At 37.4% G+C, this 18,951-nt stretch carries 17 protein-coding genes and 1 other RNA gene; 12 read left to right on the top strand and 6 right to left on the bottom strand.

Annotation, left to right across the window (positions count from 1 at the left end; genetic code table 11):
• The first annotated feature begins 356 nt into the window (after window positions 1–356).
• The 5 genes from secG to ssrA all read left to right on the top strand — a co-directional run bounded on the left by secG (window position 357) and on the right by ssrA (window position 5,083).
• The gene (gene secG, locus AC3WJF_RS01955; protein ID WP_492449413.1) at window positions 357–590 is read left to right on the top strand and encodes a preprotein translocase subunit SecG; all 234 of its coding nucleotides are present in this window, start codon (window positions 357–359) and stop codon (window positions 588–590) included.
• A 300-nt stretch (window positions 591–890) separates the two neighbouring features.
• The gene (locus AC3WJF_RS01950) at window positions 891–1,637 is read left to right on the top strand and encodes an alpha/beta hydrolase (protein ID WP_492449412.1); all 747 of its coding nucleotides are present in this window, start codon (window positions 891–893) and stop codon (window positions 1,635–1,637) included.
• Between the two features lie 93 nt (window positions 1,638–1,730).
• Window positions 1,731–4,022, top strand: coding sequence for a ribonuclease R (gene rnr, locus AC3WJF_RS01945; protein ID WP_492449496.1), 2,292 nt, complete (start codon window positions 1,731–1,733; stop codon window positions 4,020–4,022).
• 67 nt (window positions 4,023–4,089) lie between these two features.
• Complete coding sequence (smpB, locus tag AC3WJF_RS01940; protein WP_492449411.1) at window positions 4,090–4,557, top strand: SsrA-binding protein SmpB; 468 nt, start codon at window positions 4,090–4,092, stop codon at window positions 4,555–4,557.
• 186 nt (window positions 4,558–4,743) lie between these two features.
• Window positions 4,744–5,083: a transfer-messenger RNA gene (ssrA, locus tag AC3WJF_RS01935) on the top strand.
• Between the two features lie 626 nt (window positions 5,084–5,709).
• On the opposite strand, the gene AC3WJF_RS01930 is transcribed toward ssrA, so the two are convergent.
• Window positions 5,710–6,015 (bottom strand): LAGLIDADG family homing endonuclease, encoded by a 306-nt coding sequence (locus AC3WJF_RS01930; protein WP_492449410.1) that lies wholly within the window; start codon window positions 6,013–6,015, stop codon window positions 5,710–5,712.
• Window positions 6,016–6,759: 744 nt separating this feature from the next.
• On the opposite strand from AC3WJF_RS01930, the gene AC3WJF_RS01925 reads away from it, so the two are divergent.
• From AC3WJF_RS01925 to AC3WJF_RS01895, 7 genes are all read left to right on the top strand, one after another.
• The gene (locus tag AC3WJF_RS01925; RefSeq protein WP_492449409.1) at window positions 6,760–7,206 is read left to right on the top strand and encodes an Lrp/AsnC family transcriptional regulator; all 447 of its coding nucleotides are present in this window, start codon (window positions 6,760–6,762) and stop codon (window positions 7,204–7,206) included.
• Between the two features lie 315 nt (window positions 7,207–7,521).
• The gene (locus AC3WJF_RS01920; protein WP_492449495.1) at window positions 7,522–8,448 is read left to right on the top strand and encodes an ABC transporter permease; all 927 of its coding nucleotides are present in this window, start codon (window positions 7,522–7,524) and stop codon (window positions 8,446–8,448) included.
• A 1-nt stretch (window position 8,449) separates the two neighbouring features.
• The gene (locus tag AC3WJF_RS01915) at window positions 8,450–9,394 is read left to right on the top strand and encodes an ABC transporter permease (protein ID WP_492449408.1); all 945 of its coding nucleotides are present in this window, start codon (window positions 8,450–8,452) and stop codon (window positions 9,392–9,394) included.
• A gap of 11 nt (window positions 9,395–9,405) precedes the next feature.
• Complete coding sequence (locus AC3WJF_RS01910; RefSeq protein WP_492449407.1) at window positions 9,406–10,428, top strand: ABC transporter ATP-binding protein; 1,023 nt, start codon at window positions 9,406–9,408, stop codon at window positions 10,426–10,428.
• Complete coding sequence (locus AC3WJF_RS01905) at window positions 10,421–11,374, top strand: ABC transporter ATP-binding protein (RefSeq protein WP_492449406.1); 954 nt, start codon at window positions 10,421–10,423, stop codon at window positions 11,372–11,374. Before AC3WJF_RS01910 ends, AC3WJF_RS01905 begins: the two co-directional genes overlap by 8 nt.
• Before the next feature lie 35 nt (window positions 11,375–11,409).
• Window positions 11,410–13,029: a peptide ABC transporter substrate-binding protein gene (locus AC3WJF_RS01900; RefSeq protein WP_492449405.1), complete on the top strand. Its 1,620-nt coding sequence runs from the start codon at window positions 11,410–11,412 to the stop codon at window positions 13,027–13,029.
• 165 nt (window positions 13,030–13,194) lie between these two features.
• A complete protein-coding gene (locus tag AC3WJF_RS01895) occupies window positions 13,195–13,569 on the top strand; it encodes a DUF3899 domain-containing protein (protein WP_492449404.1) in 375 nt (124 codons plus the stop codon).
• Window positions 13,570–13,923: 354 nt separating this feature from the next.
• Here AC3WJF_RS01895 and AC3WJF_RS01890 read toward each other — a convergent pair whose 3' ends face one another.
• The 5 genes from AC3WJF_RS01890 to AC3WJF_RS01870 all read right to left on the bottom strand — a co-directional run.
• On the bottom strand, window positions 13,924–14,646 hold the full coding sequence (locus tag AC3WJF_RS01890) for an ECF transporter S component (protein ID WP_492449403.1): 723 nt from the start codon (window positions 14,644–14,646) through the stop codon (window positions 13,924–13,926).
• A complete protein-coding gene (locus AC3WJF_RS01885; protein ID WP_492449402.1) occupies window positions 14,595–16,295 on the bottom strand; it encodes an ABC transporter ATP-binding protein in 1,701 nt (566 codons plus the stop codon). The genes AC3WJF_RS01890 and AC3WJF_RS01885 overlap by 52 nt, the downstream gene beginning before the upstream one ends.
• On the bottom strand, window positions 16,277–17,149 hold the full coding sequence (locus tag AC3WJF_RS01880; RefSeq protein WP_492449401.1) for an energy-coupling factor transporter transmembrane component T: 873 nt from the start codon (window positions 17,147–17,149) through the stop codon (window positions 16,277–16,279). The genes AC3WJF_RS01885 and AC3WJF_RS01880 overlap by 19 nt, the downstream gene beginning before the upstream one ends.
• Before the next feature lie 15 nt (window positions 17,150–17,164).
• Window positions 17,165–18,061 (bottom strand): DUF4430 domain-containing protein, encoded by an 897-nt coding sequence (locus AC3WJF_RS01875; RefSeq protein WP_492449400.1) that lies wholly within the window; start codon window positions 18,059–18,061, stop codon window positions 17,165–17,167.
• 86 nt (window positions 18,062–18,147) lie between these two features.
• Window positions 18,148–18,951 (bottom strand): Ig-like domain-containing protein (locus AC3WJF_RS01870; protein ID WP_492449399.1); only part of this gene is annotated, 804 nt, incomplete at its 5' end.

Raw genomic sequence — 18,951 nt, 5'->3', positions numbered from 1 at the left:
CATTCATGGCCTGAACGTGCCCGATGAGGTGGGAAAATAAGAGTAACGGTCACATTCATGGTCTGAACGTGCCCGATGCCGTGGGAAAAGTGGAATCACGGTCACATTCATGGTCTGAACGTGCCCGATGTCGTAAGAAAAGCCAAAATAATAGATAATCCCTCCTAATTTCATAATAATCCGTCGTAATTATCTCATAAGTCCGTCAACTAATTATTCTATCCCTTAAAATTTCATTGTATCTATTTTGCAGTTATGATACATTAATTATATCTACATTGTTGCGGATGCGTCTTAAGATTGGACAACCGTCTAAAAACAGCATTCTCTCGATCGATTTCAGGAGGTGGGTTATCGTGCATACTTTATTATTGACTTTATTAATAATTGATGCGATTGCCTTAATTATTGTTGTCATATTACAATCAGGTAAAAGTGCTGGTCTTTCAGGAGCTATTTCCGGTGGAGCTGAACAGCTTTTTGGAAAACAAAAAGCTCGTGGCATGGATTTAGTGCTTCACAGAATTACGATTGTCCTTGCGGTATTATTTTTCATTTTTGCATTAGCAGTTATTGTTTTTGGACAATAATGAATGAGTAATTAACCTGGCCACAATAGGTCAGGTTTTTTTATACTAAGGCTGTTTTCTCATAAATTGTTGTTTTTCGTACTTATTTAATTTCCTAAATTAGTCCTAGTTTCGGGCCTTCTTTTCTTATACTTAAGTCGTATACGAGTGGTTATAAGTTTTTCTTTTACATAAATAACAAAGTTTGAGAAAAGAGCTTTTCTAAATATTAATATTGCAAAGGCTTATTTCTGGATTGTTTACTTTTACTTTGATAAAAATAGTAGAGGATAACATTCAAAATAAAGGAGTTAGTGCACCATGAAAATAGTAGCACCAAAGCCATTCACATTCGAGGGAGGAAAAAGAGCAGTATTACTTCTCCATGGTTTCACTGGAAGCTCAGCCGATGTGCGAATGCTTGGCAGATTTTTAGAGAAAAAAGGCTACACTTGTCATGCACCTATCTATAAAGGTCACGGTGTACCACCTGAAGAACTTGTTCACACTGGTCCAGATGATTGGTGGCAGGACGTTTTAAAAGGATATGAACATTTGAGAGAAAAAGGCTATGAGGAAATTGCTGTAGCAGGGTTATCGCTAGGTGGAGTATTTTCTCTAAAATTGGGTTACACTGTAGCTGTGAAGGGTATTATTCCCATGTGCGCGCCGATGTACATAAAAAACGAAGAAACGATGTATCACGGAGTAGTAGATTATGCTCGTCAATATAAAAGATTCGAAGGAAAAGATTCGGATCAAATTGAAAAGGAAATTGAAGAATTTAAGAAAACACCAATGGGGACGTTAAAAGCACTTCAAGACTTAATAGCAGATGTCCGTCAAAATGTTGATATGATTTATGCTCCTACCTTTGTCGTCCAAGCAAGACATGATGAGATGATTAATACTGATAGTGCTAATATTATCTATAAAGAAGTAGAGTCGGATAATAAGAAAATAAAGTGGTATGAGGAATCTACACATGTGATAACGTTAGACAAAGAAAAAGAGCAGCTTCACGAGGATATCTATGCATTTTTGGAAACCCTAGATTGGTCATGCTAATGGGGTGGACACGACCATAAAACAATTCCCATTATTGGAGGGATGAAATTGGAAGAAAATATACTTTCACAGGTTGAACGTATTTTACATTATATGAGAGATGAAACGTATAAGCCCTTAACGGTTCAAGAGCTTGAAGAAGCATTTGGAATTGAAGACTCAACGGATTTTAAAGAGTTTGTTAAAACACTTGTGTATATGGAAGAAAAGGGGCTAGTGGTTAGAACAAGAAGCAATCGCTATGGGCTCCCTGAAAAAATGAATTTAGTTAGAGGAAAATTGATAGGTCATGCAAAAGGATTTGCCTTTGTTACGCCGGAGGAAGCTGGGTATGACGATATTTTTATTCCACCGCATGAAACGAATAATGCGATGCATGGGGATATCGTACTTGTACGGGTAACTGCAGAAAGTTCAGGTGCTAGACGGGAAGGCTCCGTTATTCGAATCGTTGAACGTGGAATACAAGAAATAGTTGGAACTTATACGGAAAGTAAACACTTTGGCTTTGTTATCCCAGATGATAAAAAGCTTGGTAATGATATTTTTATACCAAAAAATGCAAGTGCTGGTGCTGTCGAGGGCCATAAAGTAGTTGTTAGATTAACGACGTATCCAGAAGGCAGAAAAAATGCTGAAGGGGAAGTAATTCAAATCCTAGGTCATAAAAATGATCCTGGTGTCGACATTCTCTCTATCATTCATAAGTATGGTCTTCCTCAGGCATTTCCAGAGGATGTATTGAATCAAGCGAATAGCATTCCGGATGAGATCGATGAAAGTGAAATTGGTAATCGACGTGATTTGCGAAATGAAGTAATTGTTACCATTGATGGTGCAGATGCAAAGGATTTGGATGATGCTGTTACCGTCACAAAGTTGGATAATGGTAACTATAAATTGGGAGTTCATATTGCAGATGTCAGCCATTATGTAAAGGAAGGCTCGCCAATCGATCGTGAAGCATTCGAACGAGGAACGAGTGTTTATCTAGTGGATCGGGTTATTCCGATGATACCGCATCGCTTGTCGAACGGAATTTGCTCGCTCAATCCAAAAGTAAATCGTTTCACCCTTTCCTGTGAAATGGAAATCAACGATCAAGGTGAAGTGGTCAACCATGAAATTTTTGAAAGTATTATTAAAACAACAGAAAGAATGACCTATTCTGATGTGAAAAAAATATTGGTTGAAAAGGACGAGGAGCTAAGAAATCGTTATGAAGCTTTGGTCCCAATGTTCGAAACAATGGAGGAGCTTGCCGGGATCCTTAGAAATAAGAGAATGCATAGAGGTGCCATTGATTTTGATTTTAAAGAGGCGAAGGTATTAGTAGATGAGGAAGGAAAACCTGCTGATGTCGTACTTCGTGAACGTTCTGTTGCTGAAAGACTAATCGAGGAATTCATGCTTGCCGCTAATGAAACGATAGCAGAGCATTTCCATTGGCTTGAAGTACCTTTTATTTACCGTATTCATGAGGATCCTAAGGCAGAGAAGCTACAACGCTTTTTTGAGTTCATCACTAACTTCGGACTCATTGTAAGAGGTACAGCAAATGCTGTGCATCCTAGAGCCTTACAGGAAATCATTGAAGCGGTCCAAGGGAAACCAGAGGAAATGGTTATTTCCACTGTCATGCTTCGTTCCATGCAACAAGCAAAATATGACCCCGAAAGTCTCGGACATTTTGGCTTATCGACACAATTTTATACCCATTTTACATCGCCGATCCGCAGATACCCAGACTTAATTGTTCATCGCTTAATTCGTACGTATTTAATTGAGGGTAAATTAGATGAAGCTACGCGTGCGAAATGGAACGCTGTCTTACGTGAAATTGCCGATCACACCTCCAAAATGGAACGGAGAGCGGTAGATGCAGAACGTGAAACAGACGAGCTCAAAAAAGCAGAGTTTATGGAAGATAAAATTGGTGAGGAATTCGATGGAATTATTAGCTCTGTCACCAATTTTGGGATGTTCATAGAGCTCCCTAATACCATCGAAGGTCTTGTTCACGTAAGCTATATGACAGATGATTATTATCGATATGATGAGCGGCAATATGCTATGATTGGAGAAAGAACTGCTAATGTCTTCCGAATCGGCGATGAGATTACTGTTCGTCTCATAAAAGTTAACAAAGATGAGCATGACATAGATTTTGAAATTGTCGGGATGAAAAATAATCGTCCACGCAGAGTGGACGATAAGCCACGTATAGTAAAAGTCCGAGACCATAAGAAAGATACGAAGAGAAATGGCCCAGGGAATGAAGAAAGGGACGGAGAATGGTCCAATCGCCCGCCACATGCAAAAAAGAAAAAGAAAAAATCGTTCTCAAACAAACCAAAAAATAATCGTAACAAGAAACGAAAATAGTATGGGTGCCTGACACCTTAATATTGGTGTCAGGCACCATTTTACTGTTCAGTTAGGGGGAGTAAGAATGCCAAAAGGGGAAGGTAAGGTAGTTGCCCAAAATAAAAAGGCAGGTCATGAATATTTTATTGAAGAAACATATGAAGCGGGAATCGTCTTACAAGGAACAGAGATAAAGTCGATTCGAGCTGGTCGTGTAAATTTAAAGGACTCCTTTGCGCGAATTCAAAAAGGCGAAGTCTTCATCTATAATATGCATATCAGTACATATGAACAAGGGAATCGTTATAATCACGATCCATTAAGAACAAGAAAGCTTCTCCTTCACCGCAAACAAATAAATAAATTAATTGGGGAAACGAAGGAAGCAGGATATGCATTAATCCCTTTAAAAATGTACTTGAAAGATGGCTATGCAAAAGTATTAATCGGACTTGGGCGAGGCAAAAAGAAATACGATAAACGTGAAGATTTGAAGAAAAAAGAAGCAAAGCGGGAAATTGAAAAAGCATTTAAAGCACGTCAACAAATGTAGAATTGTATTAAAGTTATTGGAATGGATAGCATTATAAATGTCTTTGGAATCGAAATACAGAAATTTACAATTGAAAAATACAATAAACATGTTATAATAAAACATGTAATAGCCAGTTAGTTTTTTAGATGTGATATGCAAGCTCAATGCATTGATCCTAAATCCCAATATAATATATGGGGACGTTACGGATTCGACAGGGGTAGTTTGAGCTTGAGTCGCGAGTCGAGGGGGTCGGCCTCGTAAAAACGCCAAAGCCAATAATAACTGGCAAAACTAAACAAAACCTCGCTTTCGCAGCGTAAGCTAGCGTAGCGGATCCTCCCTCCATCTCCCATGTGGTAGGGTCAGGGTCTCAACTTTAGTGGGATACGCCGGACGTCCTCCGCCTGGGGACTATGGAAGAGAACAATCAGGCTAGCACTTCGGACGCCTGTCGATAGGCAGAAGAAGTCGCGAAACACGAATATATCGACTACACTCGTAGACGCTTAAGTGGCAATATTTCTGGACGTGGGTTCGATTAGAAATTAGTCGCCTTGTATGGTAACATACAAGTGAAAATCCGGCTTTATCGGTGAAACCTAAGCTGTATATGTCAGTAAGGCAATACCGAGCGGTATGTGGAGTAATCCAACAGCCGTGTATCGACTTATAGACTGCCACTGTTTCTAGTGGTAGTACTAGGATGCGAAAATGATATCAATGTTGATAAATTTTTCTTTCGCATAATACGCCGGGGGACCTGTTAAACTTACAGGTTCAAGATATAGTCAGTGCCATGACGAAAGCATGGAAGTGCACGTCCCACCGTCTCCACCAATACATACTTGGTGGATTTTTTATTTTATGAGAACTAAAAGCATAAGTATTCTACTGGAATACTTATGCTTTTTTTGAATTTAAGCTGAACCTCATGTTAATTGTTGCTTCCTTATTATTAATCTTGGTAGAAGACTTCATGTTTATATTATGGGAAAAGAAGGATTTATTTATGGTTATAAGTGCATTTATTATTTTCCTTGGTATGATTTATGAATTTTTTTATCAAAGGATAAGAAAAAATTGTTCCTCAAACAATTGCTTTCTTTTTAATAATTCAGGGGTATATTTGCCATTCCGGATTGTAACTAGATCATAATTTTCAAGAATTCAAGCAGCACGTTTTCTTTTTTGATCTACTCTTAAAAATGGTGTCACTTGTATTAATGTTTCAAAGACATCTGCTTTCTTTTTAATAGATAAGGTGAAAGAATTTTTATGTATTTCTGGTTTATAATTCTTTTTATTATTAATTACGCCACCTATTAATGTTTGGATATATTTTAGGAGTTCTATATCAGTGGAGGAAATTGTTATGCAAGGTCTTCGATGTTCATTTACATGCATTCTTGTTAAAGTAATGGTGCCTTCCCCATCTATTATACCCGCAACATAGAATGCCTCCCAATTTTTCATTGTACCCCTCCTCGAAACGTATGTTCTCTTAAAGGATATAAGAAATTATTGAATTTTTCAATAATATATCTAGATTTATTTAGCCGTCTCCACCAATATATATTTGGTGGATTTTTTATTTTATGTGACTTGGACTATAAGTTTGCCGTTTGGCAAAGATATGCTTCAATACTAATGCTGGTCTTAAAAAATGTAGAGAAAAGTTGTAACTCAAAGCATGAATCTTCCTTATTGGAAGGTTTATGCTTTGTTTTGTTTTAGGAAGATTTATTCTTAATATGTGTGCTGAATGGTGGAAGAATTACCAGACGAACATAATTCGAAATCGTGTTCCAGGAGGAGTATCTGTTCTACTTCGAACACCGATATCATAAATGCTTTGAAACAGAAGTAATAGGAGATGATTTATCTCTTTTTGGACATCTTTTTCTTAATTTTAATAGAGCTTCTATTTTATCCTCTATACCAATTTATCTATTTTTGTAGTCCCGAAATTAGATAAATGCTACGTTTTACCTCAAACTTTACTACAGTGAAGGAATAAATTCCTATTACTATAGAACCAATAATCAGAATTTTCTTAAAATATATTGATTCTTGGAAAATGCAAATATATAATACCTATAATATTCCTTTTTCCGATATTATTTTGTTGAAAATGTATCTAAAAACAGAGTGAAGTATAAAGTTAGCAACCACTTTGTAATGCTAATTTACTAATCTAGTATCGAAAGGGGGCATTATATGAGCATTGAAATTGATGATTTAGATCGTGGGATCATTAAGGAATTATCGGTGGACGGCCGGATGTCCTTTAAGGAAATAGCTGGAAGGCTGAATGTAACGGAGAAAACTATAAGACTTCGTTATAAAAGTTTAATAGAAAAAGAGATTTTTGAAGTGGTAGGTGTTGTAAATCCAATCGCTGTAGGTCTAAAGTCCGGAGCTATTATTCAACTAAAAGTAAAACCGGATTCTATCCCAACCGTAATAGCCGAATTGAAAAAAATTAAAGTGATCCGTTACATCTCTCTAACATCGGGAGATTATCCACTACTCGTACAAATTGCCGTCCCTGACCAACAAGATATTACAAATATTGTTTTAAAGCTCAATCAAATTCAAGATATTACAGAAACAAACAGCATTGTACAGCTTGGTGTGTATAAAAATACATTCGAGTACATATGATGTCTTGCCTTCATAATATTCATCAGTGAAGTGAATGTGCCCGAAAACGTGTTCAGTCGCGGGAGACGGTCACGATGGATAGGTGAATGTTCCTGAACTCATGTTTAAACTTATAAAGCGATAACGAAGAAGAAAATGGATTTTCGCGAAATCCCCAATTTGATGGAAAGAACGGGGAATTGTCTCTTACTCCAATTATCGAACTGTGGCAAGGAAACAGAATCTAAATCCATCTTGCTCCGACATCCAATACCACTTTAATGCATACCTAATTATTTAAATAAAGAACAAAATCTTTGATGGGAGGTGTACATGGTGTACATTTTGAAACGTTTCCTTACGATGTTTCTGACCATTTGGGTAATTGCCACCTTAACGTTTGTCATTATGAAGTGTATTCCTGGGGATCCATTTGCCTCCGATGCCAATGTGCTGCCGAAAGAGGTGCTGGAAAATATCCGGGCTAAGTATAATTTGGACAAGCCTATACCCGTCCAGTATGCACTTTACTTAAAAAACTTAGTTACTTTTGATTTAGGCCCGTCAATACAATCAGAAACAAGAACCGTAAATGATATTATTTCTACTGGTTTTCCGATTTCCGCTACATTAGGTCTTCAGTCGATAGTCATTGCATTATTCTTTGGACTGCTACTTGGGATCATCGCGGCACTAAATCATAATCGTTTCCTTGATTACACGGCGATGGTAATAGCGATCGTCGGAATATCGGTTCCAAGCTTTATCCTTGCACCGCTTTTAATTAAGTTTGTAGCAGTGAAATGGAGGTTGTTGCCGGTTGCCTCATGGGGATCATGGGACCACACGATTCTTCCATGTATCGCCCTCGCCGCAACACCTTTGGCAGTCGTTGCTCGATTCATGCGCTCCAGCATGATTGAGGTGATGAATCAAAATTACATGAGGACTGCGGACGCAAAAGGATTGTCGACAACAAAACTAGTCATCAAGCACGGTGTTAGGAATGCAATCCTTCCAGTCGTTACTTTTATTGGTCCGTTATTTGCGGCATTACTTACCGGTACGTTTGTCATTGAAAAAATATTTGCGATACCTGGATTAGGCAGATACTTTGTAGACAGTATTTTCAATCGGGATTATCCAGTCATTATGGGGGTCACGGTATTCTATAGTTCTATTCTCGTCGTGACCTTGTTTTTAATTGATATTTCATACCGAATTATTGATCCAAGAATTAAGCTTTCGAGTAAGGGGGATTAACATGATAGAAAAAAATATAGATCAATCCCTATTTCGGCCGGCTGATCCGAAGCGGCTCATTCATGATACCATTCAGCGGCCAAGTTTAAGTGCGTGGAAGGACGCGTTCTTAAAAATCATCAAAAATAAGCTAGCCATTTTGGGATTTTCCCTATTAGTCATCGTCGTTTTCTTTGCTATTTTTGGTCCATCTATGGTTCCTTATAGTCCATCTGAGCAAAGTCTAACAAAAACGAATTTAGCCCCGTCAGGAAGTCACTGGTTTGGGACGGATGATTTAGGGAGAGATATGTGGGCTCGTACATGGTATGGAGCGCGTGTTTCCTTAACCATCGGACTTGTTGCAGCATTAATTGATTTACTCATCGGAGTTGTGGTTGGAGGTATCTCCGGCTACATGGCAGGACGCGGCAAAAAAGGCGATCGTATCGATATGACTTTAATGCGGATTGTGGAAATTTTATATGGTATCCCTTATTTGCTAGTTGTCATTTTGTTAATGGTCATCATGGAACCTGGGATCAAAGCGATTATTATCGCACTTTCCGTTACCGGTTGGGTTGGAATGGCACGGATTATTCGCGGCCAAATTTTACAGCTAAAATCACAGGAATACGTATTAGCTGCAGAAAAACTCGGTACATCCCATTCGAAAATCATCCTAAAACATTTGATACCAAATACGATGGGGATTATTATCGTAAACTTAACCTTCACTATTCCCCAGGCTATATTTGCAGAATCATTCTTAAGCTTCCTGGGATTAGGTGTACAAGCCCCTTTTGCAAGCTGGGGAACGATGGCGAATGATGCATTAGGCGTAATTTTAAGCGGACAATGGTGGAGATTATTTTTCCCGGGCTTCCTGATTTCGTTAACAATGTTTGCCTTTAACTCGTTTGGCGATGGAGTTCAGGATGCGCTTGATCCAAGAAGTAGCGATTAGGAGGTGAGGAAATGGAACACTTATTGGAGGTTTCGAATTTAGAGGTGAATTTTAAAACATACGGCGGTGAGATCCAGGCTGTCCGGGATGTTTCCTTTCATGTGAAAGAAGGAGAAATCATGGCGATTGTTGGGGAAAGCGGCAGTGGGAAAAGTGTCACAGTCCAAACGATTATGGATCTAATTCCAACACCGCCTGGAAAAATTAAAGGTGGAAAAATTCTTTTTCAAGGAAAAAATCTGTTAAAGCTATCGAAAAAGGAAATGCGCAAATTAAAAGGTTCGAAAATTAGTATGGTATTCCAGGATCCAATGACCTCGTTGAATCCAACGATGAAGGTCGGTAAACAAATTGAAGAGGCCATTCTTAACCATCAGCAAGTAACAAATGGACAAGCCAGGAAAAAAGCAGTGGAAATGATCAAGCTTGTGGGAATTCCAAACCCAGAGGAAAGATATCATCAATATCCGCATGAATTTAGTGGTGGAATGCGGCAAAGAGTAATGATTGCAATCGCGTTGGCATGTAATCCAGAGCTGCTAATCGCGGATGAACCGACAACGGCGCTCGATGTGACGATCCAAGCACAGGTTCTGAATTTGATGAAGGATTTACAGGAAAAAACAAATACAGCCATCATTTTAATTACCCATGATTTAGGCGTTGTGGCAGAAACAGCGCAAAGAGTTGCCGTCATGTACGCAGGTGTGATTGTCGAAACAGGCAGTGTGGAAGATATTTTTGAATCACCAAAACATCCATATACATGGGGCTTATTAGAATCGATTCCAAATTTCGAGGCAGAAGAAAAAGAAAGGCTGATTCCAATAGATGGTTCACCACCGGATCTTTTTAATCCTCCAAAGGGATGTCCATTTGCCGCCAGGTGCAAGTATGCGATGGAGGTTTGCGTGGATCATATGCCTCCTGAGTTTGAACTGGAAAACGGTCATACGGCAAAATGCTGGTTAAATGATGAGCGGGCACCAAAAATTCATGACTTAGTGGCAGCGGGGAGGGATCAGCATGAGTGAAGTCTTATTGGAAGTGAAAAATCTAAAAAAATACTTTCATATTAAAAAAGACCAATCGGTTAAATCTGTAGACGATATTTCTTTTTACATTCGCAAGGGTGAGACGTTTGGACTTGTAGGAGAGAGCGGGAGTGGAAAGTCCACATTAGGGAAAACGATTGTCGGATTACAGTCGCCTAGCTCTGGAAGTGTTTTTTACAATAATCAAGATTTCGGAAAGCTAGATTCCAAGAAACGAAAAATTGCGAATAAAGAGATGCAAATTATTTTTCAAGATCCGCATGCCTCCCTTAATCCGCGTATGAGAGTCGGAGACATTATTGCGGAGGGAATCGATGCTTATAAATTGGCTAAGGGTGCGGAACGGCAAAACCGAATCTATGAATTGCTCGAAAAAGTAGGCTTGAGTCCCTCTCATGCAAAGAGATACCCGCATGAATTCAGTGGCGGCCAAAGACAGCGTATTGGAATTGCCAGAGCACTTGCTGTCCAGCCAAAATTTATTGTTGCTGATGAACCAATTTCCGCTTTAGACGTCTCAATTCAGGCACAAGTAATCAATCTGCTGGATGATTTAAAGGAGCAGGAAGGATTGACCTATCTTTTCATTGCTCACGATTTAGGAATGGTGAAGCATATCAGTGACCGCATTGGCGTGATGTATTTGGGAAAAATGATGGAGCTTTCAGGCAGCCATGAGCTGTTTGTTAATCCATTGCATCCATATACACAGGCACTTTTGTCTGCTATTCCTATTGCAAATCCAAAGGCAGACAAGAGAGAACGGATTGTATTGGGAGGAGATCCTCCAAGTCCCGTTAATCCGCCGCAAGGATGTCGTTTTTCTACAAGATGTCCACATGCGATGGAGATCTGTTCTCAGAGTTCACCGGAATGGAAGGAAGTCCAACTTAACCATTGGACAGCCTGTCATTTATATAAGTAATTTTTATCTACCAAAATATTAAACGGAGGGGAATCATGATGAAGAAGTGGTTAATTATTCTGGCTGCCATGCTCGCATTGTCCAGTGTATTAGCTGGATGCGGCGGTGACAAAGCTACGTCAGGTAGCAGTAAAGATGTGAAGCAAGAAATGACAATAGGGATGTCGGCAGAGCCGCCAGCTCTCGATCCAGCACTTGCAACCGATACAACCTCGGGATGGGTATTAAATCATACTTTTGAAGGCTTATATACGAAGGATAAAAAAGGGGAGATTGTACCAGGTTTAGCGAGGGATACAAAGGTTTCGGATGATGGAAAAACGTATACTTTCACCATTCGCGATGATGCGAAATGGTCTGATGGTACACCAGTAACAGCACAGGATTTTGAATACTCATGGAAACGAGTGCTTAATCCTGAAACAGGAAGCTCCTTTGCTTTTTATCTTTACTATATAAAAGGAGCAGAAGCGTATAACAAGGGAAAAGGCTCCGCTGATCAAGTCGGAATAAAGGCTGTTGATGATCACACATTACAGGTAGAACTAAATGCTCCGCTTGCGTACTTTAATAAATTGCTGGCAATGTATACGTTCTATCCGGTGAAGAAGGATTTAGTAGAGAAAAATAAAAACTGGTCTGCAGATGCCAAAAATTACGTAAGCAACGGTCCATTCAAAATGACAGAATGGAAGCATAATAGTCAAGTAGTTATTGAGAAAAATGATAACTATTACAGTCAAAAAGATGTAAGCTTGAAAAAGATTACTTTCAAAATAGTCCCAGATGCAACAACCTATTACCAAATGTATAAGACAAGCGAGTTAGATTTCATCAGCACATTGCCATCTGATGCTCTAGACGCTGAGAAAAATAACAAAGAATTTAAAGAAGTACCTTATTTCGGAACCTATATGATTATGTTTAACGTAAACAAAGAGCCATTTACGAATGAAAAAATCCGTCGAGCGTTTGCGATGTCAATTGATCGTAAAACTCTAACGGATAACGTAACAAAAGCCGGAGAAACTCCTGCATACGGGATGGTTCCTCCAGGAGTGAAAACACCTAATGGCGGAGACTTCCGTGAAGAAGGCGGAAACTATTTCAAAGAAGATGCTGCGGAGGCAAAGAAGCTTTTACAGGAAGGAATGAAGGAAGAAGGTTATTCTAAACTTCCAAACGTAACTTTGCTTTATAACACTGCGGATAACAATAAAAAGATTGCGGAAGCTGTTCAGGAAATGGTGAAGAAAAATCTTGGAGTGGACATCAAGGTAAACAACCAAGAATGGAAAACATACTTAGACACAACCCACCAACATAACTTCCAAATGGCACGCATGGGCTGGATTGGATCCTTCGTAGACCCAGTTATCATGCTTGACTATTACCTAGGTGATAGCCCGAACAACCGTACAGAATGGGTAAATAAGAAATATGATGAATTAATGGCTCAATCAAAAGTCGAACAAGACGAAACAAAACGCTATGAATTATTGCACCAAGCTGAAGAAGTTTTAATGCAGGACATGCCATTTATGCCAATCTATTTTTACACAAACACCTTCTTAGTATCATCTAAGTTTAGCAACATTGCCTATTATCTGGAGAGCAACCCATCATTCAAATGGGCAAAGAAAACAAGTAATTAAGGGACGGTTCTTCCGTCCCAAGTGGGAAGTGGGTTCGGTTCTCTTATCCCGTTTGGGAAGAGGGGACAATCCCCATGTCCCATTTTTGGAGGGATAACGTTCCCTTTCCCGCTCTATATTCGACTGAAAAAAGAACCGAGATAATAAGTTGAGGTGAAAGACAGGATGAAAAAACATTTACTGCTAAGTTGTATATCATTATGCATCTTGATAGGATATAAGATTTGGGCAGGAGGAACATTATTAACCTGGATTAATAGTACCTTTTTAGTAGGCATCATCGCGCTAGTCGCAACGGTTACGATCACTATTTGGAAAACAGGTTTTTTATGCTTATTCACAGAGGGGTTTAAGCTTTTAGGAAATATGATAACCCCAAAAACGAGATCCGTCGAACGCGCAGATTACCAAATAAAAAATGACCAAAATCTTAACCAATGGAAGAACGATGTGACAAAATGGATATCCTATATGTGTACAAACCTTTCTATTATCTCATTAACGGTTTCGTTGATCAGTTTGATTGGTTATTATCATTAAAATATACAATCAGAACAAAACTCGCACAAAGTTAAAAGCCTTTGCGGGTTTTGTTTTTTTATCCGTTATTTCCCCTTATTCTTAACAAAATAGTTAGTCATCAATCTAAGCAAATTTATTTATTTCCTCATATATTTTATATCCAACTCACTTAAATAACTTCTTAAATCAACTAATCAGACTTAAAATCTAGGTAAGGTTAATTGTATGCGGAAAAAATTATACTTCCTTTTAAAAACTGTAAAGATAGAACTCTACTACTTTAAGGAAAGTATAGTAGTTTTCCATTGGTTGAAGGCCAATACATTCACATGAAGTAGTTTAAAGTGATTAACTTGTTGTGATACTTTTTCATTACATCAACCCATACTTGATTTTAATTCTTTCTAGCTTTTCCTCTATAGGTTTAGTTAGTAATAAAAGAAAGATAATATTAGAAACGATGTATATCATCATAAATGGAATAGCAGTGACAATTGCTGCTGAGTATCTTTTCCAGTTGAATATACCATCTAAGGAAATGACTCCCCAAACATCCATACATAATGAGAATAATATTCCGGAGAAGGTGCCATAAAGAATCAAGACTATTTTACTTTTGGTTATACCCTTTCTTCCCATAAGACCTGCAATAAACCCTAATAATCCCCATGTAAACATTTGAAAGGGAGTCCATGGCCCTTGGCCAAAGAATATATTGGAAGCAATTGCAGACATTGCTCCAGTTAAAAAGCCCGCTTCTGGACCAAAGGCAAAGCCTGTAATGGCGGTTATCGCCGTAACAGGTTTGAACCCAGGCAGCATTGCAAATGCAAATCTACCAGCCACTGAAATTGCTGACATGACGGAAATACACATGATTTCACGAGGCTGAGGTTTTCTTTTTTCAAAAGCCCAAAAAAACGGTATACAGGATAGAAAAGCAATAAGTATGGAAATGATATTATATTTCCGATCATTAAATAACACAACGCCGGCAAACAGAATGCAGGGAATTACAACGAAATAAATGATCGATGATCGTATTAACTGTTTCTTACCATAATTTCTTTTATTGATGGTTGATTTATTTTGCATAATGTAATCACGTCCTCACAAGTAACCGTGTTCTCGAATAAATGTCTCGACATTCGATGGGCAGCGGTTGTATAAAAGTTATTTCCGCTGTAAAATTCCATAGTTTCATCTTCTGATACAATGCTTCCATCAAAAAACATGGCGCATCGATCAGAATATTGTGCGGAAAATTCAATGTCATGAGTTACCATTACGATCGCGACACCTTTGTCCTTTAGATCCTTTAAAATAGTTGAAAATATAAATTTAGAATAGGCATCGAATCCTTTTGTGGGTTCATCTAATAATATAATTTTCGGATTTAGTAACAGAATTTTTGCTAGTGCAACTTTCTGCTGTTCACCACCGCTTAAATCATAGGGATGACTAGATAAAAGATGCTCAATATTTAATGTGCGAATAACTTCAGATATTCTATCTGCTGCTTCTTCTTTGGAGTAATGAAACACTTTAACAATATTTTGAAATTCCAAAATCACTTTCTTCTCCACAAATAATGTTTGTGGATTTTGAGGTAAAACGGCTAAATGATTTCGATATAAATCTCCATTTTTATACTTATCGATTTTCTTACCGTTCAATAGAATATTCCCTCTATGAGGTTTAAGTAGGCCGGCCAGTACATTCAAAGCCGTTGTTTTTCCGGATCCATTTCCTCCTACAATGCTTAAAATTTCTCCTTCATGAATTTGCAATGAAAATCCTCTTAATATATCCGGCAGTTCTTTTTCATACCGAAACCAAGTATCATTTATTTCCATAATGACACGATTTTGTTTCTGCTCTTTTTTCATTATTTGTGGAGTATCCACTGGGCTTTGAAAGAGCTTCGTTAAAAATCTTCTACCGTCTCTAACGGTTAAAGGAGCATTTTCTTCAATTTGCAATTCATTAAAAACTCTAACAGGTGTAGGAAGTCCTAATGTCATTGGATTTCTATCCATTTGCTTTAGTTGCTGTGCTACCTCTTGAGGACCAGCGTTACAGATGATTTTTCCATTCTCCATAACAACCACACGATCCGCAATGGCAAATACCTCTTCCAATCTGTGTTCAACTAATAAAATGGTCAATCCTAAATCCTTATTTAATTTCTGCAAAGTATCTAAAAATTCTTTTGCTGAAATCGGATCTAATTGAGATGTCGGTTCATCTAAAAGTAAAATCGAAGGCTGCATAGCCATAATTGCTGCAAGATTTAAAAGCTGTTTTTGGCCACCCGATAACTCACTCGTATTTTTTCTAAACCACTCTTGAATACCAAAAAAATTAGCCATCTCGGCTACACGTCGTCTTATTGCCATAGTACTAAATCCTAAATTTTCTAAACCAAAGGCAAGCTCATGCCATACTTTATCAGTAACAATTTGATTTTCGGGATTCTGCATGACAAATCCAATTTCAGAAGAAGAACCATGCAGGTCTAATTGCTCCAAAGGAGAACCTTTATAATAAATTTCACCAGATGCTTCACCGTGTGGTGTTAATTCTTTTTTTAGCTGCCTTAAAAGGGTACTCTTTCCACAACCGGAGGTACCACAAAATACAACAAATTCTCCTTCTTCTATTGAAAGACATATATCATCAAGTGCTTTTTGACTTTGTAAAGGATATTGAAAGGTTACATTTCTTACCTCAATGTGCGCCATTTTAATAACTCCCTTGTTTCAATGATAATCGGTATTAACAGTAATAGGGCATAGGAACTGTAAAGCAATATACTTACATTCGATAGAGTGATATCACTGAAAGTTGGATAAAAATAATAGGTGGAGTATCCGAACAAACTTCCTACGATATTCGCAATAGCTAAACCAAGAATAATAAATAGTACGATTCCATCTCTTTTTGTAAAAATAAATAAAGAAAAGGTAGAACGATTTTTTAACCCATATCCACGTGCCTTCATAGAATCCGCTGTTTCGATTGAGTTTTCAAGAGACCATGTAATTAAAATCGACAGAATTTGAAGGCATGCTTTTATTCTTTGAATTATTTTTCCGGATGTATAATCCATTCCTATCATCTTTTGAGAATGTGAGATCAATCTAATTTGCTTTTTAAATCTAGGTACTAGTCTAAGTGTTAAAGATAAAATTAACGCTAGAGCAGGAGATACCTTCCCAAATAGGTATAAAAACTTATCCGATGTCATAACCGCATTGTATGAACCAAACCATAAAACAACCGAAAGCATCATTGTAGCCATTGCTACACCATACAAAATAGCTTCTAATGTAATAGGATTATAGTTTACATAGAATAAAACCTTCATTCCATCGTGACTAAAAAAGGGATTACATAATGAAACAACGACAAATAAAGGAATATAGAATAATAAGCTGTTTTTAAAGGATCTTTTATTTAATAGGATGTTTAATATTATGGAAACGGTAAGTGATATAAGTAAGTAAACTGGTTGCATGTAAAAAATAGATAGACTTATCACAGATAAGAAATAGGTGAATAGAACAATTGGATGATAGGTTTCAAAAGCTTTCATTTGATAAACACACATTTAATCATTCGGATTCACTCCTAAATCACGACCTAAATCACAAGTATAATTCCACTCGATTTTATCGCCGTCTTTCAAAATATATTTGCTTGCCCCATAGTTAGGATAGTGACCGTTTACTGAATACATCCAACCACTTAAATCTCCAACACTAAACTCATAGATATGGTTGATACCTTCAATATATACACTTCCATAGCTATTATCATTTGCTCCTTGGTACTCCATTTGAATATAATGGTCTCTTGTTGCACGAAGTAGTACATCAAAAACATTATCGTTATCTTTTATTTCATATTTTGTAGTTTTTAAGATAACTCCGTTTTTGGGAACAAATTTTTCACTTTGCAAGGGTTTATCTAATTTATCGTAATTGTCCAAAATCGTATCAACATGAATTGAAATAGTGACATATTTTTTTTCTTTCTGCTCTTTCGATGGTTTTTCAACGACTGTGTCTTGTTTTTCCGTATTAGAAGAGCGATCTTTTTCATCTTGCTTAGGTTTACTATTAATTTTATTCGGTACTTTTACTAAAGCGTTTTTACCATCATTTTTTTTTGAGATTTTCTGTTCTTTGCTCTTAGCTGTTTTATCGTTACTAATTTTGTCGCTCTTTGTAGTTTTATGCTCTTGATTTCCTTTACTATCATCTTTTTTAGCTGCTATGTCTTTCTTTGCCTTTGCCTTTGTCTTTGTCTTTGTCTCTGTCTTAGCCTTCTCTATTTTTGAAGTAGGTGTTTGTGTATTTGTGTACCCCTTATTTGTACCTGAACTGGAAGCTTGTGATGCTTGTTCTTCTTTATGGAATTCTTCGACCGATTGAATCTTACATGCAGTAAGTAGCATAACGCTTAATACGGTTATGATTCCTATAAATAACCATTTTTTACTCATTACCTTCACCACGTTTCTAGAAGATTTGTAGCATATGTGCCAGCTAGGAAGGATCAGCACATATGCTACAGTTTGTAATCGGTCTATTACTTTTTAGAAACCGTTATTTTAGTGCTTTTACTTTGATTTTTTGCTTTGTCTTTTACAAAAACAGATAGTTTCGTTTCAGCTCTTTGCTTTTTAATTTTCACTTTAAATCTTCCTTTACTATCTGCTAAAGCCGAGCCGAGCTTCTTTTTCCCTTTGTATACATAGACGGTTGCCTTTGCTTCTGCTTTCCCATTGACCACTTTTGATTTAATCGTTACTTTTTTTACAGTCGGTTTCTTTGGTGATGTTTTGTCGACAATCGTAATTGTTTTTGAAGTGCTATTACCTGCCTTATCAGATGCAAATACTTTCAATTTCACGCCAGCTTTTTGTTTGCTGATTGTAAATGAGAATTTCCCCTTTACATCAGCGGTAGTCGTTTTTTTGAGTTTTCCTTTGATATACAATTTAATGGTAGCTTTAGCTTCCGTTTTTCCTGTTACTTTTGTACTTTTATCACTGACTTGATTAACTGAAAGCGTTGGAGGTGTTTTGTCGACAATCGTAATTGTTTTTGAAGTGCTATTACCTGCCTTATCAGATGCCATTACTTTCAATTTCACGCCAGCTTTTTGTTTGCTGATTGTAAATGAGAATTTCCCCTTTGCATCAGCGGTAGTTGTTTTTTTGAGTTTTCCATTGATATACAATTTAATGGTAGCTTTAGCTTCCGTTTTCCCTGTTACTTTTGTACTTTTATCACTGACTTGATTAACTGAAAGAGTTGGAGGTGTTTTGTCGACAATCGTAATTGTTTTTGAAGTGCTATTACCTGCCTTATTAGATGCAGTTAATTTCAA

This window comes from Heyndrickxia sp. FW510-T9, assembly GCF_058781025.1.
The sequence above is the reverse complement of the archived record's forward strand: the minus strand, read 5'-3'. Positions and strand labels throughout refer to the sequence as shown.